The sequence below is a fragment of the Microbulbifer maximicatervae (SeqCode) genome (genome assembly GCF_052467065.1).
On sequence record NZ_CP174299.1, the window covers coordinates 4592453 to 4618762 of the forward strand.

A 26310-nucleotide genomic window follows, 5' to 3' on the forward strand; every position below is an offset into this window, starting at 1 on the left:
CCCCGATCGTGTGAGCTACACCCATGAGAGATGTCGCCGTTGTTGCCTATTGCCGAACTGCCATCGCCAAAGCCAGGCGGGGTGCGTTGAATGAAACTCACGGTATTTCTATGGCTGCCCATGTCCTGAGGGAGGTGGTTTATAAGGCGGGTTTAACGCCACAGGAAGTGGAAGACGTTGTGTTGGGGTGCGGCTTACCCGAGGGAGCTACCGGGCACAATGTCGCGCGCAACGCGGCACTGTTTGCCGGCTTTGGGTCTCAAGTGCCGGGTTTTACTATAAATCGCTACTGCGGCTCTGGCCTTAACGCGGCTTCTATTGTGGCCAACCGTATTGCCGCAGGCGAAATGCAAATTGGGGTGGCCGGTGGCGTCGAGAGTATCAGCCTGGTGCAGTTCAACTTGAACCTGAACCATTTTGTCTATGAGCCCCTACAAAAGAAAGTGCCGGCAGTTTGGTGGACCATGATCCAAACGGCCGACTATGTCGCCGATCAATACAACATCAGTCGCGAAGACCAGGATCGCTATGTGGTTGAATCACAAAAGCGTGTTGCCGAAGCTCAAAAGGCCGGAAAGTTTGCCGAGGAAATCACGCCGTTTGATACAGTAATGGCAGTGAAAGATAAGGAGAGTGGCGAAACCAATCGCCTGAAAGTCACCTTGTCAGAAGATGAAGGCCCCCGCCCCGGCACAACCATGGAAGCCCTCTCTGCGCTGGAGCCCGTAAACACAGGGGGGACGATAACTCCCGGTAATGCGTCCCAGTTATCCGATGGGGCCGCAGCGGTCGTCATGATGGATGCTGAACTGGCAGCGCAGAGAAACCTGCCTATTCTGGGGCTATTTCGCGGCATGCAGCTGGGAGCGGTAGCGCCAAAAGAGATGAGTATTGCGGTGGCGCCAGCGATCAGTCGCCTTATGAAACGCCACCAACTCACCCAGGATATGATTGACCTTTGGGAGCTACATGAAGCTTTTGCCGTAACCACCCTATACAACCAGGCTGAACTCAAAACCCCTTGGGACATTACCAATGTTAATGGCGGTGCTATTGCGCTCGGCCACCCCTACGGTATGTCGGGCATCCGCTATCTGGGTTCAACGCTATTAGAATTGGGCCGGCGCGACGCCCATCGGGCAATTATTGGTGTCTGCACTGCCGGCGGCATGGCGACGGCTGCTTACTTAGAGCGATAAGGAGTCGCCCCATGAATACCTGGAAGCCTATGGCTGCCCTAGTATTATTGCTACTGCTCCCCTTGGTGGGTTATCTACAGGAAAATATGCAGGGGGTAAAATTTGACACACTGGTAGAAGCGACCAAGGATTGGGCCGGAGATACCCTACCCCAATATCCAGAGGGGCAGCCAGAGCTCTCTGTGGTGCGTGTGACAATTGAGCCCGGCGCACGGCTACCAGTGCACAAACACCCCGTACCTAATAGCGTCTATGTTGCCGAAGGCATTTTAAAAGTTACCCTCGTTGACCAGGGTAAAAGCCTAACTTTGGATGAGGGGAAAGCCTACGTTGAAGTCACCGATATGTGGCATTTTGGGCGCAATGAAGGCGACAAGCCGGCGACACTTATCATTTTTTACGCTGGTGCTAAGGGAATTCCGACAACGGTCTTTCAAAAAGATAATTAGGAAGCACCCTACTCTAATAACTTGCCAATGAATTGGCAGCTAACTGACGCGCAGCAGGGCCTCTCTAAGATAGCCAGGTAATGGGGTCTTTAGCTTTTCAGGGGATGACAGGGTGACATAGGTAATATTGGCGGTGAACGCTAGTATCCCATTATCCAAAAAGCCTTTCGTTTGAAACGTAAAAGAGTGATTACCAATATCCGCAACAGAAACATGGATACTTAATTCTTGATCCCAGGTTACAGGGGATAGAAATTCCAGGTTAAAAGCTCTTACAGGTGTAAGAAAACCCAGTTGTTTCATTCTGGCGATAGCAGGCCCTTCAAGCAGAACAGCCATTGCATCATGAGTTGCCTCAAGTGCAAACGATGAGAACCTTGGGGTGTATACGATTCCCTCGGGATCACAATCCCCGAACAGTACTTTTCGTTTGACTGTTATCATCGTATCAACCCGATATTTCTTATCTGGGCTGGAATTATATGTGAAGGTCCCCGCTCCATTCCTACCAAACCACCTACCCAAATCCATCATTGAGAGATCAAACCTCAAGGACCAAATATGGATAATACAGTTACTTCTGGTGGCACCAGGAAACGTACTGGCAAAATACTGGTCCCTACCCCAGGGCTTACATAGAGGTGTTTATCACCTTCAACAATATGCCCAATAGCAAAACGCTGCCCGTAACTTGAAGGTACTATGGGCCGCCCAATAAACGGCAAGTAGACCTGGCCCCCGTGAGTATGCCCGGCGATAGTCAATGACAGCTCCGCAGGCAGTTCGGGGAAAATATCCGGATTATGAGTGAAGGCCAATATCGTCTCACCTTCATCTATCCCCTGCATTGCTTTTTTAACATCGTGAGGCCCCTCCCAAAAATCACTGATTCCCACTAGTCGTAATTTACATTCGCTACTAACCAGACTTACTGACTTATCCTCAAGCACTGAAATTCCCTGGTTTTCAAGGGATTGCTCAACCCGCGCTGCATCAAGCCACCAATCATGATTTCCCAATACGGCAAACACCCCCATCGGGGCCTTGAGTTCTTTAAGAATTCCCGCTGCATCCTCCGGCGGAACAAATTTACCTCCAACAACCCCCTGAATAACAAAGTCACCGGGTAGGAGAATAAGGTCGGGTTGGCTTTTATTAACAGTCTCAACCAGGTTTTGTAAGCTCTTCCGCCCCTTGTAAGGGGAACCTACATGCAGGTCAGCAAGTATCGCGACCCTTAGCCCGTTACATTCCTTTGGCCAGGTATCTACGACAATATCATCTTCATTAATTCGGAAACTTGCTGGCTCAACGATAAATGCCCATACGGCCAACAACAAACCAATACAAAATAATACGATAAAAGTTATACGCCACTTACTCAAAACAAGGCCCAAAATTTACGACTAACACTCATTATTATTTGCCAGATGGCCATGACAGCTACAATCTGTCAGCTCCCGCATAATGTCACAGGCATTAATTGCCTGGCCACCCTCACATCGATTGCGTAAATCTACCAAGCTTTTTCGCAACTGCTTGAGCGATTCCAGTTGTTTTTCGACTCTTTGAATTTGATCATCAACCACGCTATCAATATCAGTGCAGCTTTGCGATGGAGTCTCTTTTAATCTCAACAGGTTGCGAATATCCTCGAGGGGGATATCCAGAGAACGACAGTGGCGAATAAAACGCAGTTGTTCCAGGTGAGACTCTGAGTAGAGCCGGAAATTACCCTCTGAGCGAGCGGGCTCTGGCAGTAGCCCTGCCTGCTCGTAGTAACGAACCGTTTCCACTTTGCAGCCCACTCTCCTGGCAGCTTCACCAATTTTGTAAGCCATGCCACTCCCTCTTGACTCTATAGTTACTAGAGGGATTGTAATACTGGCTCACCGACTGATCTATCCGAGAGTGAATAATGGTCAAGCGCGATTCCAGCTGTGGCTGCAGCGGGGCAACCCAAGCCGCAACCATGACGCCGATTCAAAACACCAATAACAACAGCGACAAAGGTGACCTGTCCCTGTTCTCCATCAGCAAGATGGACTGCCCCACTGAAGAGGGGTTGATACGCGCCAAGCTCTCTGGCATGCAGGGAATTTACCAGCTGGACTTTAATCTGGTGCAGCGAATCCTACAGGTGCGCCACGCGCCAGGTATGGAGAGCAAGATCCTCAACACCCTAACCCCTCTTGACCTGGACGCACGCCTGGCCACGGAAGATGACATCGATTCCGCGCCACCTGCCACCCATGCAAACTGGTGGTTATTGGGCGCGGCCGGTTTGGCGGCGATTGCCTCCGAGGTCGTATTCTGGTTACAGGGGGGAAACAATTGGCTGGTAATGATACTGGCCCTGGCCGCTATCGCTGGCGGCGGACTCACGACCTACAAAAAGGGCTGGATTGCGCTCAGCAATCGCAACCTGAATATGAACGCGCTGATGTCCATCGCGGTCACCGGCGCCCTGCTTATCGGTCACTGGCCCGAAGCGGCAATGGTGATGGTGTTATTCACCCTGGCAGAATTAATTGAAGCCAAATCCCTGGATCGTGCCCGCAATGCGATTCGGGAGTTAATGGACCTGGCCCCGGAAACCGCCACCGTACAGGGGCCAGATGGCGAGTGGGTTTCCATGTCAGCCAAGACTGTTCCGGTTGGCACAACCATCCGGGTGCGCCCCGGCGAACGTATCGCTCTAGATGGGGAAGTAATACGCGGCAATTCAGCAGTAAACCAGGCCCCAATTACCGGAGAGAGCCTTCCGGTAGACAAAGGCCCTGGAGATGAACTTTTCGCCGGCAGTATCAACGAATCCGGGGCACTCGAGTACCAATCTACGGCTGCTGCCAACGATAACCTGCTCGCCCGAATCATTCATGCGGTGGAAGCCGCACAAGGTAGTCGCGCGCCAACCCAGCGCTTTGTCGACCAATTCGCCCGCTGGTATACACCCCTGGTATTTGCAGTGGCACTGGCTACCGCAGTAATACCGCCGCTGATTTTTGCTGGCAGCTGGATGGAGTGGATCTATCGTGCACTCGTGCTACTGGTCATCGCCTGCCCCTGCGCACTGGTGATCGCAACTCCTGTCACCATCGTAAGCGGCTTGGCATCGGCCACCCGCCACGGAATCCTTGTCAAAGGCGGGGCCTACCTTGAGCAGGGGCGCCACCTTCGCTGGTTAGCATTGGATAAAACTGGAACCATCACCCAAGGCCTGCCAACCGTCACGGATTTTAAAGTGATAGCGCCAATGCCAGCGGAAGAGGTACAAACCCTGGCGGCGAGCCTAGCCGAGCGTTCCGATCATCCGGTATCCAGGGCCGTACTTGAGTTTGCCCAGATTCCCCACGAACGCCTACAAGAAGTGGATAGTTTTGAAGCCCTGGCCGGGCGCGGCGTCAGGGGCAGAATTCAGGGAGATCAGTGCTACCTGGGTAACCACCGGCTTATTGAAGAATTGGGCATTTGCTCCGCCGAGCTGGAGCGCCAATTGGGAACCCTTGAGGAAGAAGGGAAGACTGTTGTGATGCTGACCCGGGAGAACTCCGTTCTGGCGATATTTGCTGTCGCCGATACCGTGAAGGAATCGAGCCAACACGCCATTGAGAGCCTTCACAAGCTGGGCGTGAAAACACTGATGCTTTCCGGGGACAACCAGCACACTGCAGATGCGATTGCCAAGCAAGTCGGCATCGATCGGGCTGAAGGCAACCTACTGCCGGAAGACAAGCTCAGAGAGGTGGAGGCTCTATCTGGAAAAGGCCAGGTTGGCATGGTTGGCGATGGCATTAACGATGCCCCCGCCTTGGCACGTGCTGATATAGGGTTTGCTATGGGAGCAACGGGAACCGACACAGCAATAGAAACTGCTGATGTGGCCCTGATGGACGACAATCTGGGCAAGATCGCCACCTTTATCCAACTATCTCGTTCAACGGCCCATATTCTTTGGCAGAACATTATCTTGGCGCTGGGCATAAAAGCGGTCTTTCTAGTGCTTGCTTTTGCCGGAGAGGCAACCATGTGGATGGCTGTTTTTGCCGATATGGGGACCAGCCTGCTCGTGGTTTTTAATGGGTTGAGAGTGATGAGGAAATGAGCCGGTTTGATATACGGCTTTTCTAGTTAACCGTACTAATTCAGCAATACAGTCTTTCCGTTAACTCCGCTAGATACCGGATAGATTACTTGCTATTTAACAGCTACAGAGAAAATCTATAGGGTGTTACACTTGCCATTTCAATAAGTGCAAAGAAGATTAATAGTTTTGAACAAATTAGCCCTGATATCTATTATTTTTCTTCTTTGCAGTTGTACTGACTCTCCAACAAGCAAAAATTGCAGCTCTTACGACGAATGCCCCCAGTACATTGACTTTTATAAATCCAGCATTGAAGACAGGGAAATGGCAAGAGAGAAAGGCGGGCCTGTTTCTGTTTACAAATCACTGCCAATATACCCACAAGAAGCGCTGGAAAAGCAGATGGAAGGCTACGTAATTGTTGAGTATGACATTAATAAAAACGGCGATCCGGTAGACCCCCGAGTTATTAAAAGTAAGCCCTCGGGTTTCTTTGAAGAATCTGCTATCCAGACAGCAAAACACTTTAAATATGAAGCAACTCCAGAAGAATTCAATAACATTAGAACCAAAGTCATTTATAATATTGCCGAGAGTCAACCTGATAGCCAAGAAACATTTTTTGCATATTTATTGTGGCTAGCGATTTAGTTATTTTTATACAAGATCGCAAGTATAAGTATTTACAGCTCTAGCCTTCTATCAAATGCTTGGAGTAATATCACATGCAAATCGTAATACCCCTTATCAATTCCACCAGTGTCTAAAACTAATAAGGCTACGGGCCAGCAAAAAAGGAACCAGAAACTGGCCACTCATCTGAAGTGCAAACTTTGGCCAGAAATCTATTTCTTCAGAGAAGAATGACAGTACAAGATTGCCTGGAAATAAAAATGTACCGAAATACGGCCAACCCCCACCAATTATTTTCCAGTTATACGCAAATGCCAGTAAGCCGATAGTCAGGGAAATTCCCCCTACAACCAGCGAAAACCGTAATCCTTTATCGCTAATCAACATTGCAACCCCTTGCTTCATATAGATTACTTACCTCGAACAACCTCTTTCTTGATGTAAACACCCAACCTTTTGGCGAGACGCACCAAGTTCCCTCGGTCTACCGATAGTAATTTGGCCGCTTTACTCCAGTTCCCATCGGTCTCAGCTAGAGCACGCCCAATGAGTTCGCGCTGATAGTTTTCCGTTTCCCCCCTTAAATCAGTAGCCTCAGACAGCGACTCTACCGGTTTCCGCGGAGGCTTCTGAATAACCAAGTCATCGGGAATTTCAATTTGTGCTGCAGTAATGGCAACAATAGCTTCTGGAGAGCTACCTTTGCGGGCCCTAAGGGCTGCGCGGCTGATAATATGTTCCAGCTCGCGAACATTACCCGGCCAAGCGTATCGCTGTAGCTTATTGGTGGCCTCTGTACTGAGACGCAACTGACGAAAACCCAGCTTCCTGCGGGAGCGCTCCAAGAAGTAGTCTGCCAACAGCAGGACATCATTACCCCTCCGACATAGCGGTGGGACTTCAAGGGGATATACAGAGAGGCGGTGGTAGAGATCAGCTCGGAAAGTACCGTTTTCAATCCCTTTGCGTAAATCCCTATTAGTCGCCGCTACAATACGAACATCTACATGCTGTACCGTATCCTTACCTACCGGCTGAATCTCACCACTTTGCAATACACGCAACAATTTGCTCTGCACCACAAGCGGTAACTCGCCAACCTCATCCAGGAAAATAGTGCCGCCGTTCGCCAGTAAAAATTTACCGGGCCTCTCACGATCTGCGCCGGTGAAGGCCCCTTTTGAGTGGCCAAAAAGTTCAGCTTCCGCCAGGGTTTCAGTCAGGGAAGCGCAGTTCAAATAGACTAAGGGCTTCTCCTTGCGAGCCGACAACCTGTGGACGGTACGGGCCACCAGCTCTTTCCCCACTCCCGTTTCACCGAGAATCAGCACGTTGTAATCCGACCCAGCCACCAGCTCTATCTCACTGCGCAGGGACTGCATTTCCTCGCTCTCACCAATTAATTCACCTCCATCCCGCTCCAGAGCCTGCTGGGTCAGATCTTTCACCAATTGCTCGGCATGCTCGGCGGAGTGTGACAGGGCCTTTAGCTCTAAAGCTGTGCGTAAAGTGGCCGCAGACAGCGCGGCTATCAGCTCCAGGGTTCGATCACTGATTCGGGCATAGGCATCCGCAGACATGCTATCCACTGTTACCAGACCAATCAGATGGTTATCTGAATAGAGAGGCAAGCCCATACAAGAGTGCACGGGAAGATCTCCCTCCCTATCCAACAGCAAACCATCGAAGGGATCTGGCAGCTGACAGTCAGATGGGAAGCGGACCGGGTGTTCCGAGGCGCAGATTTGCGCAAGCCGTGGATGCTCATCAATCAGGAATCGCCGCCCCAGAGTCCTTCGGGCAAGCCCCTGAACTGCGAGAGGAGTGAGTGTATCGCCGTTGAGCCCAAGCAAGGCAACGGCATCGCATTTGATCGCTTTGCGGATAGTAGACAGCAGGCGCTCAAAGCGATCGCTGTTGTTAAGGCTGTTAGCCAGGTCCAGAGCCACTTCGAGCAGTAAGGTTGCGTTGGTATCTACCATAGCCAAATCAGTCCAAAAGACCTTTTAGAGTCATTATGACACAGTAACCATAAAGGTCAATTTGACACACAAATACCAAGAATAAACCATAACCCCTTGTTTTTATTGGCATTTATATTTGGCATAGCAGTTGCTAAAGATAGATTGACGCCGTTTGAATCTGAGGCCGATATGCTGAATACGGAAAACCCCTTACTGCGTGAGCGTTTCAAGCTTCTGCTAAAAGCCGGTAACTTTACGCTGCTTCTGTCAGTTCCCCTGCTTATTCTGACGATTGTTATCTGCTATCCCCTATCGCACTTATTTTCAATTCCCGCGCAAGTCGCAGGACATATCTTCATGGTGATTAGTGCGACGTTTCTAAAACTGGGCTACATAGGTCGTGTGGTTGCTCAATACAACCTGGACCTTGAGGTTCGATAAAGGCTGAACCACCGCCTCCAAATTCCCCCTTCCTAATAGCAGCGAATAAATCAACCCAGAGCCCCTGCTGGCTCTGGGGTTCAGCATTGCCCGACACCTCAAACCACCGTGGACTATACTGACAGTCTCAGAGATAGCATTTCCTTCTAGGGAGACTTATGGCTGCCCCTCTGGTTGAGCCAAGGTCTCTTTTACAGGCTCTATAGCATAAAGGGCCAAAGTCAGGGGGTATCAAAATTGGGCTTAGCCTTTATAAGCAGTGAGCTGATATCCCTTACCAGTGAATGGAAGCCAAGTGTAAGACCAACCTTCCATGCTCGCCCCCTAGTCCACCCAAGCGAGGTACCGCGAGACACTCGCTGTTCTCCTAATAAGATCACTACCACATCACAGATAGGTAACAGCAATAGCCGGGGTCTATATTCGCTTATTCAGGAGCAGACCTAAATGTGGGAAATGATCGATGATGGAATTACTTTCTTTGCCACTCAGAGCTACGCCACCCTCTTTACGATGTTTTGGATCGTGGTGGTATTGGAATTCCCTAGATATTTAATGTCGTTTTTTACCTCGGTATTCTTTTTCGCCACAAAACCAGAGTACGAGGAGGACATTGAATCCCTGGGCAGACTCACTGCAGTCATCGCCGGTCACAACGAAGAAAACTCTATTGAAAAGTGCGGCGAACGCTTACAGGAACAAAGCTATATCCCCTATGAAGTCATCGCAATCAGCGATGGCTCCACAGATAAAACCCGAGACGATATTCACTACCTGCAAAACAAGGGCCGCTTGGATGGCGCTCATGCAACAGAACTGCGTGGAGGCAAGGCCTCAGCCCTCAACTTAGGACAGAGATTTTCAACTGGCGACTTTATCGCATCAATTGATTGCGATTGCACCTTCGATCGCCACGCTATGAAATACGTGATGCAAGGCTTTGCAGATCCCAGGGTTGGCGTGGTTTCTGGTAATGTAATTGTCCGAAACTCCACAGAAAATATACTCAGCTCATTCCAGGCCATTGAATATGTAATCAGTATTTGCTTGGGGCGACACTCTCTAGCGATGCTCGACCAAATGTGTTGTGCCTCCGGTGCCTTCAGTGCTTTTAGGGTATCCGCAATGAATCAAATTGGCGGCTTTGATGCCGGCGGAGGAGAAGACTTAGATATCACCTTTCGTTTGCGGGATTACGGTTGGAAAGTGGAATTTGCACCTGAGGCGATTTGTTATACCGATGTTCCCACCAGCATAACCGTTCTAATGCGCCAGCGCTTTAGGTGGGAACGGGATGCTATTCGTCTTCGCTACCGCAAGTACCTGCATTTTATTAATCCGTTCCGCCAAGGAATGCAGCTAAAAGAGTTTTTTCACCAATATGAATTCCTGGTTTTTAATGTTATTGCCGCAATAGCTTTACCAGTCTATTTAATCTGGCTATTCGTGCGTTATGGCGAAAATGCCTGGTTTATTTTGGCTGGGGCCCAGGTTGTATTAATTGCGCTCGATACAATTACCTTTGCTTTAGCCTCTTATGCGACTCCAAAAGTTAAATCACTTCCCCTTTGGCCTTATATTCCAGCTTACAGCATCTTTTATGTAAACTTCATGAGAGTTGTTCGACTCTACGCATATGTGCAGGAGTGGATTTTTAGAACATCCTATAAAGATTCTTTCGCACCACTAAAAGTCCATCGTGTTCGCGAGTAGTTTTTATGAAGGCTCTGCGAAAACGATTACGCCCTGATAGTTTCGAAAGTGAACAGCGAAAAACCCGGGGTTCTGCAAGCCGTCGAATATATTTAGCCATGCTAATCCTATTTGGTATTGGCGTTATTCGCTATATATGGGGTGACTGGTTTTTACTGCGAAGCGATGGGTTAGTACTACGCGATCAAAGCGTTATTGAAATGGGCTACTTGGTAAAAGTGGTAGAGGTTGCCGTAGATGAAGGGCAAGCTGTTCGAGAGGGCGAGCTACTCTTAAGGATTGAATCAATGGAGCTACTGGAGCGAATCGCCGATCTCTCCACCCGCCAAGCTAACCTAATACAGATTTCTGCTGAATTCACTTTATTGGCAGAGACTGCAAAAAAACTACTCACTCCCGCCAAGGAGCGTAAAGTACAAATTGGCCGAATCGTAGATAGAATCAATAAACTTGCAAATAGAGGAGTAGTCAGCGAAGTCGGTTACCAAGATGTATTGAAAGATAACTTCGAGGCCAGTGAGACCCTGGTAAAATTACAAGTTGAAAGCGCCACCCTGGAAGGAAAACGTAGATCTGTTGATGAGGCAATTTATCGCTCCGAACAAGCGCTAAGAAAACTGGAGGAGCATTACAATAACGGTATTATTCAAAGCCCCACTTCTGGTCTAGTTGGGGCTTCAGTCCCCCATGTCGGCAATGTCTATGATGCTGGGGAGCCCCTTATGTCTATCTACACCGGGGAAGCCTATGTCCTAGCCTATCTACCCAATCAATATCAATTCGTGATCAAGCCTGGAATGGAGGTATTGGTTACTGGTGGACGCTTTAAAGACAAAGGGGTACTTGTAGAAATGATCCCCCTCTCAGCCGCACTACCCCAGGAGTTCCAAAATACATTCAAGCCCACATCGCGTAATCAGTTAGCGAAAATAGTCTTACTTGACCCATCAAAATTTCCGGTGAACGAGAAAGTTACCATAACCCTAAAGATTGACTGGATTGATGTCATTATTGATAAATTTATTAATTAACTTCCCCAGATGACGACTACCTTCTATGTCATACAATTATTCCTAATTCCTGCCAGGGACGTAGGGCACCTATCCCTGCCTATTGCCAATTTTTCACCTATCTTTTCTTAAATACTCAACAATCTATTCAGTTAAAGGGACGCCATATACACTACAGGCTACACAGTTACGTATAACTGGCATGAAATAAGCTAAAACACTCAGTTAATCTTTCAAACGCCAGCTGTTATATAGGTGTGGAGGAATCAGCATCTCCTTTTTAAGTGACGAATATAGCTTTTTTCGCTGGCCCGGCGACTCTAAGGTGACATCGCATACTGGTGAATCCAAAGACGCTATTTTAATTGAGGAGCCAGCATCAATAGATGACCTGACGCATATATGGCATATGCGTGGTGGCTTGTATCTACTCCCGGTTATTGATCTCACTGGAACAGTCGGCGAAAAGGCAGATCTGGATTGCTCAAAGCTTAGTGCGCAGGATATGCCCGTTGTGAGCCAGGTTATTGACGACTTTCACTATCGGCGCGCGCAAGTCCACCTGGATTTCCACACCACTCAGAAAGATAGCGACAAAATACTAGCGCGATTATTTGTATCTGGCGTAAGTCTCTCGCCGCACTATAGCCCCAACTCCAAAGCTACTGTTGATTTTAATATTATCCTCGATAGCCCGACGGTTGTGACGGAATGTGAAAAACTGATCGAATCAGGATTTCTACAGGGCAAGTTTTTCGATCGACGCCATATCTGTAACGGCTGTGGGGGTTCTCAGTTTAATGTCCGTGAAGAGTGCGCGGTATGCAGATCCTCTAACCTTACCGAAGACTTCTATCTTCACCATTTCAGCTGCGCTTATTTGGGTCGTGAAGCTGACTTCAGGGAGGGTGAAGACCTGATTTGCCCCAAATGTCGAAAGGAGCTTTTACACTTCGGCAGTGACTACGACAAACCCGGCACACTGCTTATTTGCAATGCTTGCGGCCATGCCAGCTCAGAAGTGGAGATAGGTTTTTTGTGCCTCAACTGCCAGAAAGATACCGACAGCGAATCCATACGCACCGGGGATATTCACAGCTACGACATTACGGAACGCGCCAGTAGCTACCTAAGAGCTGGCTATGCATTTCTCGATTTTACTGACCATAACCCTATGTTCGCTGACCTACCCTTCACCCTGATCGTAGAACTCAACCAGGCGGCAAGAGCATGGAAAGAGAACAAAACAAATTTTTGCTTGGTGAATATCAACTATGAACATGCTCATGAACTCGAAGTCGAGCATGGGCCCCGACAAGCAATGCAGAGCCGCCGCCAATTCATAGAGAACCTTCATGGAGTTTTATGTAGAGCTTACGAAGGTATACGGAAAGAGGACTTTATTACCGGGAAATATGAAGATTATATGGTTCTACATGGAATAGCTAAGGAGGACATACTTGAAGATCGCAGAGAAATGATCAAGATTGCCATGTCCTCCATAAGGCTGGATATTGGCCCCTACTTTAAAGTACTCGGGCCCGAGGAGCTTGTTTAAAAGAAAGCCGCCCCCCCTGTCACAATCACCTTACCCGAGCCGGCTAGCGCCTACAACTTACTCGATAACTCCCTAATTTCATGGTTCAGAATACGGTCGTTGTGACTGTAATCCACGGGCACATCCACGAGATGCACCCCACCCGCCCTACAGCATTTTTCTATCATCGGCTTAAACTCATCCGTGGCCGTTATTCTGTGGCCATGAGCACCATAGGATTTTGCATAGTCGACAAAATCAGGGTTACCAAAATCCAGACCAAAGTTATCAAACTCCATCATGGCCTGCTTCCACTTGATCATACCGTAGGCATCATCGCGCAAAATAAGTACGATAAGGTCAAGCTTTAATCGAACTGCCGTTTCAATCTCCTGGGAGTTCATCATAAAGCCCCCATCCCCACAAATTGCGACCACACGGCGGTCTGGACACACCAACTTGGCAGCCATTGCCGAAGGCAAGCCCGCCCCCATCGTTGCCAGTGCATTGTCGAGCAGCACGGTATTCGGGGCTAAAGCAGGATAATTCCGCGCGAACCAGATTTTGAACATGCCATTATCAAGCGCAATAATGCCCTTCTCCGGCATCACTTCGCGGAGATCCTTTACCAGTCGTTGCGGACGAATTGGGAAAGTGGTGGTATTTGAGCCCTCCTGGATATGCTTTTGAAGCGCGGCACGGATACGGTGCGCATCGGTAAAGCTCCAGTGATCCTGGGGTTCCAAGTGCTGGTCCAGCTGCCACAAGCTGTTGGCAATATCGCCAACCACCTCTATCTGCGGGAAGTAGACCGGATCCACCTGCGCTGAATTGAAGTTGATATGTACAACTTCCGGGCCACCGGGACGCATAAAGAAAGGGGGTTTTTCTACAACATCGTGACCCACATTGATAATCAGGTCGGCCTGCTCAATGGCCCGGTGAACAAAATCCCCATCCGATAGCGCGGTATTGCCAATAAAGTGCGGGCCCGATTCATCAATTACTCCCTTTCCCATCTGAGTTGTGACCACCGGAATACCCAATTTGTCGACAAACTTGCGCAACATTTTGGCGGTTAATTTACGGTTTGCGCCTGCTCCCACCAACAGCAGAGGTTTACGGGATGCCTCAATCGCTTCTGCGGCTTTGCGCACCGCCTTCTCTTCGGCAATTGGCCTGCGGTTATAGCTGGGTTCCAAAACCGGCATGGTGGAGTGTTCACGGGCAATATCTTCAGGAAATTCCAAGTGGGTTGCCCCCGGCCGCTCCTCTTCCGATTGCCGGAAGGCTTCACGGACATGAGCAGGCACATAGTCGCCCCCCACAATGGTCTTGGTGAACTTGGTCAGCGGACGCATCATGTCAACAATATCAATAATCTGAAACTGGCCTTGCTTGGAACTTTTGATAGGTTTTTGACCAGTGACCATCACCATCGGCATTCCACCGAGCTGGGCATAGGCTGCAGCTGTCACAAGGTTCGTGGCTCCCGGACCCAAAGTAGACATACAGACACCTGGTTTGCCCGTAAGCCGACCATAGGTAGCAGCCATAAAACCGGCACCCTGTTCATGGCGCGTGACAATTAGTTTTATCTTTGAACCCCGCAAAGACTCCAGCATATCCAGGTTTTCCTCACCAGGAATCGCGAAGATATACTCAACACCCTCTTTCTCCAGGGCACGAATAAAAAGGTCCGATGCTTTCATTGGGGAGGCTCCTGTAGTCCCGCCTTACTAACAATAAGATCCCCGCCAAAAGAGCTGCTTTTATAACTGCCTGACACGATTGCTCAATTACGCGGATACCTCTCTTACATCTCACTTTATCGGCTTGTAAGTTTGCACCCTGCACAGTAGCTCACATGGTGCCTTAGCAATGTATTGCTAAGATCAGTCTCAGGGAAAATTAATTTCTTGCGCGCTGATATCCACCATCCAAGTGATGACAGCAAACTCCCTGATAAGTCTTAAATCACTGCCTTTGTATGACACCGGATGATAAGAGTTGCAAATGGAATCTCGCTCAGAAGGCGCAAGAAAACACTGGGTTCTATCACTTGCCGCTCTCGGGGTTGTATTTGGTGATATCGGCACTAGCCCACTCTACGCATTTAAACTGATTTTCCACCCCCGGTTTGGAATTCCCCATAACACCGAGACCATTATTGGTGGGGTCTCTGCTGTCTTCTGGGCACTTACCCTCATTGTCACTATTAAGTACGTCATATTGGTAATGCGCCTGGATAACCGAGGAGAAGGTGGGATCATGGCGCTGATGACACTGGCCCTGGAAGCGACAAAAGGGCGAGAATTATTAAGAAAGCTCATTATCGGCGGCGGGATCTGTGGGGCGGCACTATTTTTTGGTGATGCCGTTATCACACCAGCCATCTCCGTTCTCTCCGCAGTCGAAGGACTGGAAATAGTCAATAAGACTCTAAAACCGTTTATCCTGCCAATTTCTATCGGCATACTCTTTGGATTGTTTTTTGTACAGCGCTTCGGCACCGAAACCGTGGGGAAACTGTTCGGCCCGATTACCGCCATCTGGTTCTTAGTTTTGCTGCTCGCGGGCCTTTACTGGGTGCTCCAGAATCCTGTAATTCTCCACTCCATTAATCCCTTGCATGCTGTTAGCTTCCTCACTAACCATGGCATGGCTTCATTCTGGATATTAGGTGCAGTATTACTGGTGTTTACCGGAGGAGAGGCCCTATATACCGACATGGGGCATTTTGGACGCATGCCTATAAGAATTGCCTGGATAGGTTTGGTTTTCCCCGCCCTGGTGTTGAACTATATGGGACAGGGCGCTCTACTTATTAGTGACACCTCTGCGGTAGACAACCCCTTTTACCGGATGTACCCGGACTGGTCGCTCTACCCAATGATTATTCTTGCAACTGTAGCAACCTGCATCGCTTCCCAGGCCTGTATCTCGGGGACCTTCTCCCTGACAAAACAAGGAATCCAACTTGGCTTGATGCCCCGTTTTGCCATCCGGCACACGTCATCAGCACTCGCGGGACAAGTCTATATGCCCGGTGTCAATTACCTATTAATGACAGCGGTAATACTGGTGGCAATTCTCTTTGGAAGCTCAGTTCACCTGGCTAGTGCTTATGGTGTGTCAGTGAGTGGCGCAATGTTGATTACCTCCTGCATTGCAGCAATCGTGTATCGCCACTACCTCAAATACAATCTGCTAATTTGCCTGGCTGTCGGCTCATTCTTTGCTTTTATTGATTTTGCCTTTGTTACTTCAAATCTGGCAAAGATTGGCCACGGGGGGTGGTTCTCTATAAGTTTAGCCGCCTTTATTGCGATGCTGATGATTACTTGGCGAGATGGAAAAAAAGCAATAAATTGTTACTTGCAGGGTAAGAATTATAAATTGGAACCCTATTTAAACTCACTTTTTGATAATCCCCCATTACGAGTACCTGGAACTGCAATATTTGTGGGAACCAATCAACTCTTTGTCCCTCATGCCCTAATATACAATTTGAAACATAACAGTGTTCTTCACGAAAAGAACCTTTTCCTAACCGTTACGTCAGCGAACACCCCAAAAGTACTCCCAAAGAACCGAGCAATCATTAGCAAGATTAGAGAGGGATGTTTCAGGCTAATATTACGTTATGGATATATGGAACGCCCAGATGTCGAAGGAGCCATAAATAAACTCAACAAAATGCACCTTTTGGATATAGATCCAAGTAAGTCTTCTTTCTTTACCTGCCGCTATAACATATTTCCTGTTAAAGGCGGCTATAGCAAAATGGCAAATTGGCGAGAGCGGATCTTTGCTGCAATGGTAAGGAATTCAAGCAGTGCTATTGAATATTATCGTATCCCGGCTAACAGGACTGTCGAAGTACAAGAGAATATAATGATCTGAATTGACAAGCTATTTTATCAAATAACTGACGAGCTTATGAAACTCACCTTAGAGTATAGAGAGAAATAGTTAAAACATGCTGATCATACCAGCCTGCTTCCTTTACGGCTAATATGGAAGCAGGCTGTAGGCCGAGGAACCCCTAAATATCTAATTAGAAAGCACAAAGATATTCAGGAGCTCCCTACCCCATAATCAGTTCGCTTCACTCTTAAGTATAGAGGCCATATCACCGGACCAACGGCCGATTACTTGTGTTAGAGCTTTATTTAGCCCTGCCATTGAAGAGGAGTTGAATTTTTTAGCTTCTGGCTGGCTCAAGAACTTCTCATATTTCGCTAAGCTTGCATCGTCGAAGCCTTGATAAGTTTGCACGAAAGAGAGAGTAACAAATTGCTCAACATTTTGACGCATCTGGGGCTTCATTGCTTCCATTTGTGCCTTATAAGCATCTAAATTGATCTCTTGGCCGGGAGCCATCACTGCCATCACTGCAGAATAGACAGCTATACCCGTAGAGGCCTGCATCTCCATCGCCATATCGGTAGCACCAACAAGCTGATCAATACGAGTTGCCATTTCAACGCGCTTTGTGTCAGCCATCAACTGCTGTGCATTAGCCATCAAATTCTGGAATGCCTCTTCAGAGCTTCCTTCCTCTTCAGCCTTAGTAATTTTCTTACCGATATCTGACTCATACCAAGCCAATAAGACCTCAACATCTTTATCGGTCAAAGAAGTACTCAGTGACGAGCGCACTTCATCCATAATGATGGACGGCAAAATTGTATTATCTGCACTTTCAAGAATCTTTTGCAGTTTATCCTGAGGAATTGGTGCACCCTGCTGTACGCCTTCCGCAAATCCAGATTTTACTAGCTCAGGAAACCCCTCAACCTGCTTGGTGAAACCCGATACAAGCAGAAGCTTATCCAAATTGGCTACTTTATCGGCGGCCAGGCATAATGAGCAAAAGGTGGTGATAAATAAAGCAAATATAACTTTTACAGTTTGAGTTCCCATAGGAAGCCCCATATGAAAGTGAATTTGATCGCCATTATGCCGATTGACTCACAACAATCAATCAAAAAGCCCTAACCATTGCAAAACAGACGTACCACAGCTTTGCTATAAAGAGCCTAAATAACCCCCAACTCAGATAGTTTCTTTCTGGCAATTTCAATTCTTTTCTTTTGTACTTCCCGAAAACTGCTGCCATCTATGTTAATCGCAAAATAATGAATATTGTTATTGGACTCTATAATTCCAATATACCAGCCTAAAGCCTTATTTTTAGCTATTGGCCCTCCTCCTGTTTTTGCATATAACTTATAGGTATCAGTCTCCTCTACCAGCATCACTTCTTTAATTTTATCTATAGCTGACTGCGATACAGGTAATTGACCAGTAAATAAACGTTCCAGGAAGTCTACCTGCTCCAACGCGGATATTTTGATACTCTCATTGAGCCAGAAGGTATCAATACCAGACGAAGCATCCCGATTACCATAATTAAAACCTGCCAAATACTGATTCATTCTCTTCGCGCCAATCTCCGTTGCTAATTGCTGATAGATCGGAACCGCTGAATTTTGAAATGCTTCGCGAATTGTCAAAGGTCTTTCTGACCAGATTGTAGGCCACCACCCTTTAGCCGGGTATTTGTCATGATTATAGGTTAGCTCTTGTAACAGGTTCTCAACTAAACCCAAGTCAAGTGCAATAAGGGTATTTGGAACCTTAAAAGTAGAGAATGGTGTGAACTGCCTGGCTGCCCTCTCCCTATTAATTACCGTATATTCTGAGGTCCGACTATTCTTGAGCACAAAAGTACATAACTTGCTACATGAGCCCCCATCTTCTGCAATCACCGAGTTGCTGACACCAAAAACCAATATTGCAGCATTGATAAACCATATAAAGTGTTTCAACCGGAATCTCCTTGATTTAGAGTGCGTAATACCCGAGGAACATCAATAAATTTAATCCGGATAAACTGGGTAATTAGCACACCGAAAAGTACCTTTCGGATATTGGGAGGAGTTACTTGGCAAGTCAAGTAACTAAGAGACTAACAAACAGTCCTTATTAAGTAATAACTGTACCATCATTTAGAATTTAGGAAATACTGCCAACTGAACAAACTAGGCTTGGCGTTTCCTATTGATAAACGCCAAACCTTTTGTGTAAAAAGCGAGCAAAAATCTAGCTTTGGGCCATCTTAATTTCTGCGGTCTGAGTTATTCCCCATATCCCACAGAATTGGCTGATCGCCACCCATAATCGTTGAAGGCATTTGACCATTCCATTGCTGCGCGCGGATATATTCAACCAAGGTATGGTTTCTGGCAATCGCATCAGCTTTTGCTTTAATCGCTGCGGCTTCCGCTTCCCCTTTCTCCAGAATCGCAAAAGCTTCCGCCTCGGCCTCTACACGAATCTTATGGGCTTCACCATCTGCTTTAGCTTTGGTGGCATCACGGCGCGCATTAGCAGTATTCACCTCACGTTGCGCTTCCAGTTTTTGACGTTCCAATTTATGCTTTTCGGCAGCCGCCAGGTTCAACTCTGTCTGCTTGGTTTCAATAGATTGGATGTACTTGGGAGGCAAGCTGATGCTCTCAATCTGTACATCTCCCAATTCCATAGGCAACCCCTTGGTTTCCTCCTCCAAGAGTTCCTCAATACGTCGAATTGCTGCATTCCGGTTCTGGATAATCTGCTCTGCCTTGAATTCAGCCAAACCAGCTTTACTGGCGCTTCTCAGCCTGGGATCGAGAATCCGCTGTTCAAATTGTTCCAAACCGCCATATTGCTTATACAAATCAATGGCTGCACTGCGAGTTACCGTCCAGTTCACCGCAGTCACTGCTTTTAACGGCATTTGTTCTGCAGTGGCGGCATTCATCGTCTCAACATTTTTCCGGGTTCTTACTTCGATTTCGACCACATTGTCCATAAATGGGACTTTCGTATGAATTCCAGGATCAACCTGTGAGATTGCCTTGCCAAATCGCTTTACGATTCCTACGTGACCCTCATCAACTGTGAAAACGGTCCCCATGGTGATAGGGATAATCAGTAATGCAACACCAGCGAAAATTCCCTTCTTAAGATTTTCCACAAACTTTCCTTTAACTACTTACATCCAAAAATGGTTCTTAACTTCAAAGATGAATACATAAGCGGATATTCTTTAATCCCTATATTTCTAAACCAGAAGGGAGTACCAAATAAGCCCCACTAAAATTCACTCAAAATGACCCGCAGGATAATATAGATAATTTTTCAATAAAAAAAGTGTGACGTTTCACTTCCACATATCAGTGGAACGAACTCTTTGAACCGAAATATAGAAGTAAGCTTCAACTATCCAACCGTGATCTTGTTTGTAGATATTTAGCGCACAATAAAATCGCATTCGCAATTTCAAATGCTAGATATACGAATAAAAACCGCCTTTTAAATTTGATCAAATACTTGAAGAGACACGTATACACAAAAATATATGTCAAAATATTTTTGGCCCTTCATGAATAAAAGATATAGGAGAGATACGCCTAAAACCACTACCAGATGAGCACTTATTACTTATGCAAATCCAGCTATGCCTCACCTAAGCAAGAATTGTGCGCCCGATAAAGCCTTGCCATTCAATCAAGCTCTCAATCAACGCTATTATCCATTGGCAATCACTTTCTCTATCAATAAGTAGAGGCCTTGACAATGAGTACTTCAGATTCATCGGACAAAAATGGCCCTGTCGAGGCCAACCCATACAAGTGGCCATATAATGGGGATCTCAGGCCAGAAAACACCGCTCTCGTGGTTATTGATATGCAGGTGGACTTTTGCAGCCCCGGCGGCTATGTCGACAAGATGGGATATGACCTGGAGGCAATGCGCAAGCCCATCGAACCCATCCAGCAAGTATTGAATGCGATGCGGGCAGAAAACTACCATATTATGTACACCCGGGAGGGGCATCGCCCCGACCTTTCTGACCTACCTGCAAACAAACACTGGCGCTCACGACAAATTGCTGCAGGTATCGGCGACCCGGGACCATGTGGACGTATTTTAGTCAGAGGGGAACCTGGTTGGGACGTGATCCCTGAACTAGCGCCCAAACCTGGTGAGGTCATTATTGATAAGCCAGGCAAAGGTACCTTCTTTTCTACAGACTTCGGGCTAATACTCAATCTTAAAGGGATCGATAACTTGATTCTCGTGGGCGTTACAACCGACGTATGCGTACACACCACCATGAGGGAAGCAAATGATCGAGGATTCGAGTGCCTGCTTCTATCAGACTGCACTGGGGCTACCGACATCGGCAACCATGAGTCGGCTCTCAAGATGATTACTATGCAGGGAGGTGTCTTTGGCGCTCATACAGATAGCCATAAACTTCTGAAGGGACTAGCGGAAGCATCTAATACCAAGTAAGTAAAAAATATATTGTAGTTGGGGAAGAGCTTGTTACTGAGATCGCTCTTCCCTAATGGCATTTGAAATCAAGCGGGCTCCGTAATTTTCAGATCGCCAGCATATGATAAAATGAATCCCACTAAAAACATGTGCACACTGACACTGAACTGATACTGCCCTTCACTCTCTGTTTCATAAGCCTTGACTTTGGGCCAAAGAAACTTTGGCAAAGGTATACCTAATAGCTTCGTTTTCGAAAACTGATATTCAAGTGCTCCGTCGACATTATGAGCGGTAAACTGTATTTCCAAAGGGCCGAGCCTTTCCACCAGGTAATTTTTTTCTAAATAAAATGATGAACTCATCTTGAACCCATCGAAATCTCTCACCCAATCCATCCGATCGGAAAAGTGTCCACAATCTACAATTAACTGCGAACTTGAACTCGCCTTCGGAAATCGAAATATTGAACAAATAGTATTCGCAATAACTCCACCTCGCTTGACCACAACAGAGCCCTCATACCTCTTCACCCCAGTGTGTGCAAATTGGAGTAGTGGAGATAATTCATTGAATGAGGACCCCATATGAGCAGAAAGTATGTTCAATATTCACTCCTATTCACTTCCTTTACCCGCAGTACCATCTATACAGGTAACTGGCAGGCTGCAAATATTCAACCTGCCAGCGCACTCTCATTCAACTCGATGACTAAATCAAGCTTATTTGCTATTCGCTCTCAGAATAGCGCTCATAGCCCGGTGGGCGTCAACGAACCCAAGCCCGGTGTTGTGATCACCTAACCAACTGCGGCGAGCATTATCTTTCAATGATTTGCTCACTATTTGAGCAGCTTCTACCCTGCTAAGGCCATAATAGTCTGCCATTTCAAGGAGCAATAGACTGACAGCCGCTAGTTGAGGCGCGGCAAAAGAGCTACCAGACTCAAAGTTTTGACTGGAAGCTGAATATACTGCATCGCCGGCAATAGCAAAGCTCTGCCTAATAGCCAAGGGGTTGTAACCCGGAACCGTCGCCGTAAGTGAGATCTCATTTGAGAATGGCTGGAGGTTGATTGCAAAAAACAAATTCTCAGCACCGGCCTGCCCTTCGTTCTGAGCAAGGAATGCCCTGATTAAATCCAGGTCATAGGTAAAGAAGCTGCCGAGTGGTGGTAGCTCCAAGCGCTCTCTCACATCGGTGTTGTTATGCTCAAGATCTGTACCTGTATTCCCCAGTGACTTGGTAAAAATCTTACTTTGTAAAATAGCGGAAAGATGCTCTGCAAACTCTGGGTCGAGTTGGTCATTGGTGATATGAAATGCACGGCTCATATTGATCACACTAATGTCATCTCGATACCGCATATAGGCCATTGCATCATTATAAGTTTTGCTCTCGGCACTAACGGGTACAATAGTCGCCTTCGGAGCAATATCCAAAATGATATCAATTACGGTGTTACCATGAAGGAAAGTAATGGGATCACCAAATGCAACTTCTGCTTCAATATTGGGATACTGTTCGCGCTGCTCTTGTAAGCGTGTCGGATCAAACAAATCAAAGACAGCAATTACCATACCCTCGCCATCAAAGCGTTTAGTCAAAATTTGCTGTTTCAGTTTATAACCGGGTACATGGGGAAGCAGTAACTCATTAATTGCCAACCTGAAGAGATTCAGGTCAGCAGTAGCCGCATCAAATTCTGACCTATACTGATTCTGGTAATCTTCTGGCTGAAACGTGTACAGAAGCTCGGCTAATACAATAAATTCTGTGATTGACTGACCCCACTTGTGCATCAGCAGCTCATCAACCATATAGTGGGATTTTGCCATTCCCGAATATTGATCAAAATCAGCTGCCAGATACTCTTCAATAATTGGAGTTACCGGCTCTTCCCAAGGCCAGGGGGTTAATTCTTTCACAATCTCTAAGGAATCTCTGGCCTGCTCAATATCTGGGGTTGAAGCAAATATATTGAGGCTACCCAGCAACATTAAGATTGTTAGTATTATCCTATTCAAAACTATTTCCTTGTCATGAAAAATTATTAGATAGTGTTTGTAGGCTGCTACAAGCCACGGGATAAAAATAGTCCCAGTGACAGGAAAAGCTCGCAGCCTGGAAATAGGATCACGAATGGTGTGGAAAGGCAACAAAGCAAATATATATAGAAATTACAAAACTAATATCGCCCATAAAATAAAAGATATTCGGTTACCTCTGACATCAAAATCTAGAGAAAGTCTTACTCTGAATTTGGCTCGGCCTCAGCTTCTAGTCAATGCAGAAGATCACTATCCCCCAAAGACTGGCGGCATGCACTTATAGCGGGAATAGCAGCCACAATTAATGTGCTTACCAGTACTAAAGCTAAAAGCACAATCGTATGTTCGCCTATAACAACGCCGTCCAAATAGATTCCAAATTTATCTGTCAGAATTGGCTCAACCAGCCAGCCTCCCATTATCAATCCAGAAACAGCAATTGTCGCACCTAAAAGTAAAACCAAAAATGCCTCAGTCTGGATCAATAGGAATAAAAACAAAGGGCCAGAACCTACAGTTCTCAGTAGTGCTATCTCCAGTCTGCGCTCGCGCATCGTGGAAAGTAGTAAGATACATAAGCCAAGCAATGCAGCCAAAACCACCATAGCTGAGACAAAAAATAATACCTTTTCTATACCACCGGATATCTGCCAAAGCTCCGATAGTGCAATGCCCGGCAATATTGCCAGCAGCGGCTCCTTCGAATATTCGTTTATTTTTCTCTGTACCTGAAATGTAGCTATAGGGGAATTAAGCCCGAGTAAGAAGGCAGTAATGTTATTAGGCACCAGATCATCGTGCTCCGCATCAGCACCATGAACGGCTTCCAGTCCCGCCAAGCTTACATAGAGTGCTCGATCTACTGGTGTACCAGTAGGCTTGAGTATGCCACTAACGATAAAGGGGTTTTCACCATGCTCTGTGAAGCGCGTTCCAACCAAACCGTGCGCCAATGTGAGAGTGTCATCAAGTTGGTAGTTGAGTTCCCGAGCGACCTCCGCCCCCAATATGACACTAAAAGTATCGATAAAATTCTGGCCGGTTGATAGCTCCAATGGCCTCTTATTCCCATACCGATAGTGATCGAGAAATCCCGTTGAGGTTCCCACCACCCTGTAACCTTGGTGCGAATCCCCCAGGGATAGGGGTATCGCCCAACGTACCTGGGGTAAGTGAGTAAGTTCCTGGTAGCTATCCCATGAAATATGATTGCTGGCATTCCCAATATGGAATACGCTGTATAACAAGAGATTCAATTGTCCCGTAGGTGCCCCAACAATAAGGTCTACCCCTGACACAGTTCGACTAAAGCTGTTTTTAGTATGGCTTCGCAACTGCTCGATCCCCAACATTAGAATCAAACTGATTGCTACAGACAATACGGCCAGTGACACACTACCCTTACGCTGCATCAGGCTTTGCCAAGCAAGTTTAAAAAACATCGGCTAAAGCCTCCGGTGCAGTGTCCCACTCGGGCCTAAGTTTCCAGGCAATATTTATTTCGCGCATATCCATAACCAGAGGGAAGTGTCGTTCCAAAGAGCTATCGTGGCTGACAAAGATCAGAGTGCATTTCTTTTGCTGACATGCAGTCATCAACAACTGGACAAAAGCATCTCTCGCTTCAGGGTCCAAAGCAGATGTAGGCTCATCAACCAGCAATAACTGCGGTTCATTGATCAATGCCCGCACGATTGCCACCCTCTGTTGCTGTCCGACACTCAAGCTGGCCACTTTCTTGGGTAAAATTTCCTCTCCTAAACAGAGTCCCGTTAGCAGCTCATTAACCCTGCCGCGAAAATCGCCACGGAAACCAGAAAAGTGGGTAGCGACACGAATATTGTCCTCCACACTCAAATAGGGAATTAGGTTAAAGCGCTGAAATACAACGCCAATATGTCTCGCCCTGAAGCGATCCCGCTTGCGCTCACTCAGTGTACCCAGTGGTTGACCCAGAACCTTAAGGCTTCCAACTTTTGTCGACAGAATACCGGCCAGGAGGTTCAGCAGTGTTGATTTACCACTACCGGAGCGGCCACGTAAAAATACCTGCTCACCGACAGGTACTGACCAATAAGGGACCTCTAAAACCGAAGGACCTGTACGATAGGCGAAGCGCAGCTGCTCCACTTCAACCGCTAGTTTCAATTTCGTAGTGAAAGCATTCATCTTGCACCTCATTTGCAGCATGGATTTTTGCAAACAGATATATAACGATATATCAAATCATTTAATACGATAAATAAACCCCAGCCATGAACAGATATCTCTTCTCATCAGCCTGCACCCTGGCAATCGTACTACTCGTAGCTGGCTGTGATAGCCCAGTTGAAACCAATCAAGTTTCAGCGCCAGTCGCTGAAGATACTCAAGTCAAACAGGTAAGTATCAATTATCGTGAAGTCAGCTGGGAAGAGTTAATCCCAAAAGATGATCTGGATGCGTTACTCAACCCACCAGAATACATAGATGATATTGTTGAAGGCTCCACTGCCGACTCAATGCCTAACTCATCAGCTATTGCCACTACGAGCGAAAATGAAAGCCGCTACCAAGCCGCTTTGACTTCCACCCGAATAAAACCAGAGTTCGACAACCAACAGATACGTATTGCTGGGTTTATAGTTCCAATTGAATTCAATGACGAATTAACAATTTCCAATTTCCTTTTTGTTCCCTACTTCGGAGCCTGTATCCACCTGCCGCCCCCACCCCCAAATCAGGTTATCCATGGCAGTTTTCCTGAGGGAGTTCAAGTTGACGCTCTGTATGAACCTTTCTCTATAGAAGGGAAACTGAGAACATTGAAAATAGAAAGCGAGTTCGGAACTGCGGCTTACAGTATGGAAGTGGATAACATTCAACCTTACACAGAATAATGTCCCAGGC

24 protein-coding genes are annotated in these 26310 nt (G+C 47.1%); 11 read left to right on the forward strand and 13 right to left on the reverse strand.

The genetic code is table 11. The features are described 5' to 3' along the window. Positions 1-23: 23 nt before the first annotated feature. Together ACJJI1_RS20305 and ACJJI1_RS20310 are read left to right on the forward strand one after the other, a co-directional pair. Positions 24-1199, forward strand: coding sequence for a thiolase family protein (locus tag ACJJI1_RS20305; RefSeq protein WP_444957819.1), 1176 nt, complete (start codon positions 24-26; stop codon positions 1197-1199). Between the two features lie 11 nt (positions 1200-1210). Continuing rightward, a complete protein-coding gene (locus ACJJI1_RS20310; RefSeq protein ID WP_444957820.1) occupies positions 1211-1648 on the forward strand; it encodes a cupin domain-containing protein in 438 nt (145 codons plus the stop codon). Positions 1649-1687: 39 nt separating this feature from the next. On the opposite strand, the gene ACJJI1_RS20315 is transcribed toward ACJJI1_RS20310, so the two are convergent. From ACJJI1_RS20315 to cadR, 3 genes are all read right to left on the reverse strand, one after another. Next, a complete protein-coding gene (locus ACJJI1_RS20315; protein ID WP_444913153.1) occupies positions 1688-2092 on the reverse strand; it encodes an acyl-CoA thioesterase in 405 nt (134 codons plus the stop codon). Between the two features lie 104 nt (positions 2093-2196). Continuing rightward, a complete protein-coding gene (locus tag ACJJI1_RS20320) occupies positions 2197-3033 on the reverse strand; it encodes a metallophosphoesterase (RefSeq protein ID WP_444957821.1) in 837 nt (278 codons plus the stop codon). Between the two features lie 21 nt (positions 3034-3054). Further along, entirely contained in the window at positions 3055-3489 is a 435-nt protein-coding gene (gene cadR / locus ACJJI1_RS20325; protein WP_444957822.1) for a Cd(II)/Pb(II)-responsive transcriptional regulator, read from the reverse strand. A gap of 77 nt (positions 3490-3566) precedes the next feature. On the opposite strand from cadR, the gene ACJJI1_RS20330 reads away from it, so the two are divergent. Together ACJJI1_RS20330 and ACJJI1_RS20335 are read left to right on the forward strand one after the other, a co-directional pair. After that, positions 3567-5753 (forward strand): heavy metal translocating P-type ATPase, encoded by a 2187-nt coding sequence (locus ACJJI1_RS20330; RefSeq protein WP_444957823.1) that lies wholly within the window; start codon positions 3567-3569, stop codon positions 5751-5753. A 168-nt stretch (positions 5754-5921) separates the two neighbouring features. Beyond that, positions 5922-6386, forward strand: a complete 465-nt coding sequence (locus tag ACJJI1_RS20335) for an energy transducer TonB (protein ID WP_444957824.1) — start codon at positions 5922-5924, stop codon at positions 6384-6386. A 96-nt stretch (positions 6387-6482) separates the two neighbouring features. Here ACJJI1_RS20335 and ACJJI1_RS20340 read toward each other — a convergent pair whose 3' ends face one another. Both ACJJI1_RS20340 and norR read right to left on the reverse strand, forming a co-directional pair. Beyond that, on the reverse strand, positions 6483-6755 hold the full coding sequence (locus ACJJI1_RS20340; RefSeq protein ID WP_444957825.1) for a hypothetical protein: 273 nt from the start codon (positions 6753-6755) through the stop codon (positions 6483-6485). Positions 6756-6778: 23 nt separating this feature from the next. Next, complete coding sequence (gene norR, locus ACJJI1_RS20345) at positions 6779-8350, reverse strand: nitric oxide reductase transcriptional regulator NorR (RefSeq protein ID WP_444913158.1); 1572 nt, start codon at positions 8348-8350, stop codon at positions 6779-6781. Positions 8351-8494: 144 nt separating this feature from the next. Between norR and ACJJI1_RS20350 the strand changes: the two genes are divergently transcribed. From ACJJI1_RS20350 to ACJJI1_RS20365, 4 genes are all read left to right on the forward strand, one after another. Beyond that, positions 8495-8773, forward strand: a complete 279-nt coding sequence (locus ACJJI1_RS20350; RefSeq protein WP_444957826.1) for a hypothetical protein — start codon at positions 8495-8497, stop codon at positions 8771-8773. Between the two features lie 447 nt (positions 8774-9220). Then, positions 9221-10486 (forward strand): glycosyltransferase family 2 protein, encoded by a 1266-nt coding sequence (locus tag ACJJI1_RS20355; RefSeq protein WP_444894014.1) that lies wholly within the window; start codon positions 9221-9223, stop codon positions 10484-10486. 5 nt (positions 10487-10491) lie between these two features. Next, on the forward strand, positions 10492-11517 hold the full coding sequence (locus ACJJI1_RS20360) for an HlyD family secretion protein (protein WP_444957827.1): 1026 nt from the start codon (positions 10492-10494) through the stop codon (positions 11515-11517). A 304-nt stretch (positions 11518-11821) separates the two neighbouring features. Then, positions 11822-13054, forward strand: coding sequence for a TackOD1 domain-containing metal-binding protein (locus tag ACJJI1_RS20365; protein ID WP_444957828.1), 1233 nt, complete (start codon positions 11822-11824; stop codon positions 13052-13054). 50 nt (positions 13055-13104) lie between these two features. Here ACJJI1_RS20365 and ACJJI1_RS20370 read toward each other — a convergent pair whose 3' ends face one another. Beyond that, positions 13105-14745 (reverse strand): acetolactate synthase large subunit, encoded by a 1641-nt coding sequence (locus ACJJI1_RS20370; protein ID WP_413662143.1) that lies wholly within the window; start codon positions 14743-14745, stop codon positions 13105-13107. A 304-nt stretch (positions 14746-15049) separates the two neighbouring features. Between ACJJI1_RS20370 and ACJJI1_RS20375 the strand changes: the two genes are divergently transcribed. Continuing rightward, on the forward strand, positions 15050-16939 hold the full coding sequence (locus tag ACJJI1_RS20375; RefSeq protein ID WP_444957829.1) for a potassium transporter Kup: 1890 nt from the start codon (positions 15050-15052) through the stop codon (positions 16937-16939). A 195-nt stretch (positions 16940-17134) separates the two neighbouring features. On the opposite strand, the gene ACJJI1_RS20380 is transcribed toward ACJJI1_RS20375, so the two are convergent. From ACJJI1_RS20380 to ACJJI1_RS20390, 3 genes are all read right to left on the reverse strand, one after another. Further along, entirely contained in the window at positions 17135-17962 is an 828-nt protein-coding gene (locus ACJJI1_RS20380; RefSeq protein ID WP_444957830.1) for a DUF2059 domain-containing protein, read from the reverse strand. A 116-nt stretch (positions 17963-18078) separates the two neighbouring features. Next, entirely contained in the window at positions 18079-18870 is a 792-nt protein-coding gene (locus ACJJI1_RS20385) for a penicillin-binding transpeptidase domain-containing protein (protein WP_444957831.1), read from the reverse strand. A 290-nt stretch (positions 18871-19160) separates the two neighbouring features. Then, positions 19161-20063: a prohibitin family protein gene (locus ACJJI1_RS20390; protein WP_444957832.1), complete on the reverse strand. Its 903-nt coding sequence runs from the start codon at positions 20061-20063 to the stop codon at positions 19161-19163. A gap of 602 nt (positions 20064-20665) precedes the next feature. On the opposite strand from ACJJI1_RS20390, the gene biuH reads away from it, so the two are divergent. Continuing rightward, on the forward strand, positions 20666-21388 hold the full coding sequence (gene biuH, locus ACJJI1_RS20395) for a biuret amidohydrolase (protein ID WP_444957833.1): 723 nt from the start codon (positions 20666-20668) through the stop codon (positions 21386-21388). A 68-nt stretch (positions 21389-21456) separates the two neighbouring features. Here biuH and ACJJI1_RS20400 read toward each other — a convergent pair whose 3' ends face one another. The 4 genes from ACJJI1_RS20400 to ACJJI1_RS20415 form a co-directional block, all read right to left on the reverse strand. After that, positions 21457-21957, reverse strand: coding sequence for a DUF4166 domain-containing protein (locus ACJJI1_RS20400; protein ID WP_444959402.1), 501 nt, complete (start codon positions 21955-21957; stop codon positions 21457-21459). A gap of 135 nt (positions 21958-22092) precedes the next feature. Further along, positions 22093-23397 carry a S8/S53 family peptidase gene (locus ACJJI1_RS20405; protein ID WP_444917271.1) on the reverse strand — a complete coding sequence of 435 codons (1305 nt, stop codon included), beginning with the start codon at positions 23395-23397 and terminating at the stop codon, positions 22093-22095. Between the two features lie 257 nt (positions 23398-23654). Then, positions 23655-24863, reverse strand: coding sequence for an ABC transporter permease (locus tag ACJJI1_RS20410; protein ID WP_444957834.1), 1209 nt, complete (start codon positions 24861-24863; stop codon positions 23655-23657). Beyond that, positions 24853-25590 (reverse strand): ABC transporter ATP-binding protein, encoded by a 738-nt coding sequence (locus ACJJI1_RS20415; RefSeq protein WP_444908153.1) that lies wholly within the window; start codon positions 25588-25590, stop codon positions 24853-24855. Before ACJJI1_RS20415 ends, ACJJI1_RS20410 begins: the two co-directional genes overlap by 11 nt. 86 nt (positions 25591-25676) lie before the next feature. Between ACJJI1_RS20415 and ACJJI1_RS20420 the strand changes: the two genes are divergently transcribed. Next, a complete protein-coding gene (locus ACJJI1_RS20420) occupies positions 25677-26300 on the forward strand; it encodes a DUF3299 domain-containing protein (protein ID WP_444957835.1) in 624 nt (207 codons plus the stop codon). The last annotated feature ends 10 nt before the right edge of the window (positions 26301-26310 follow it).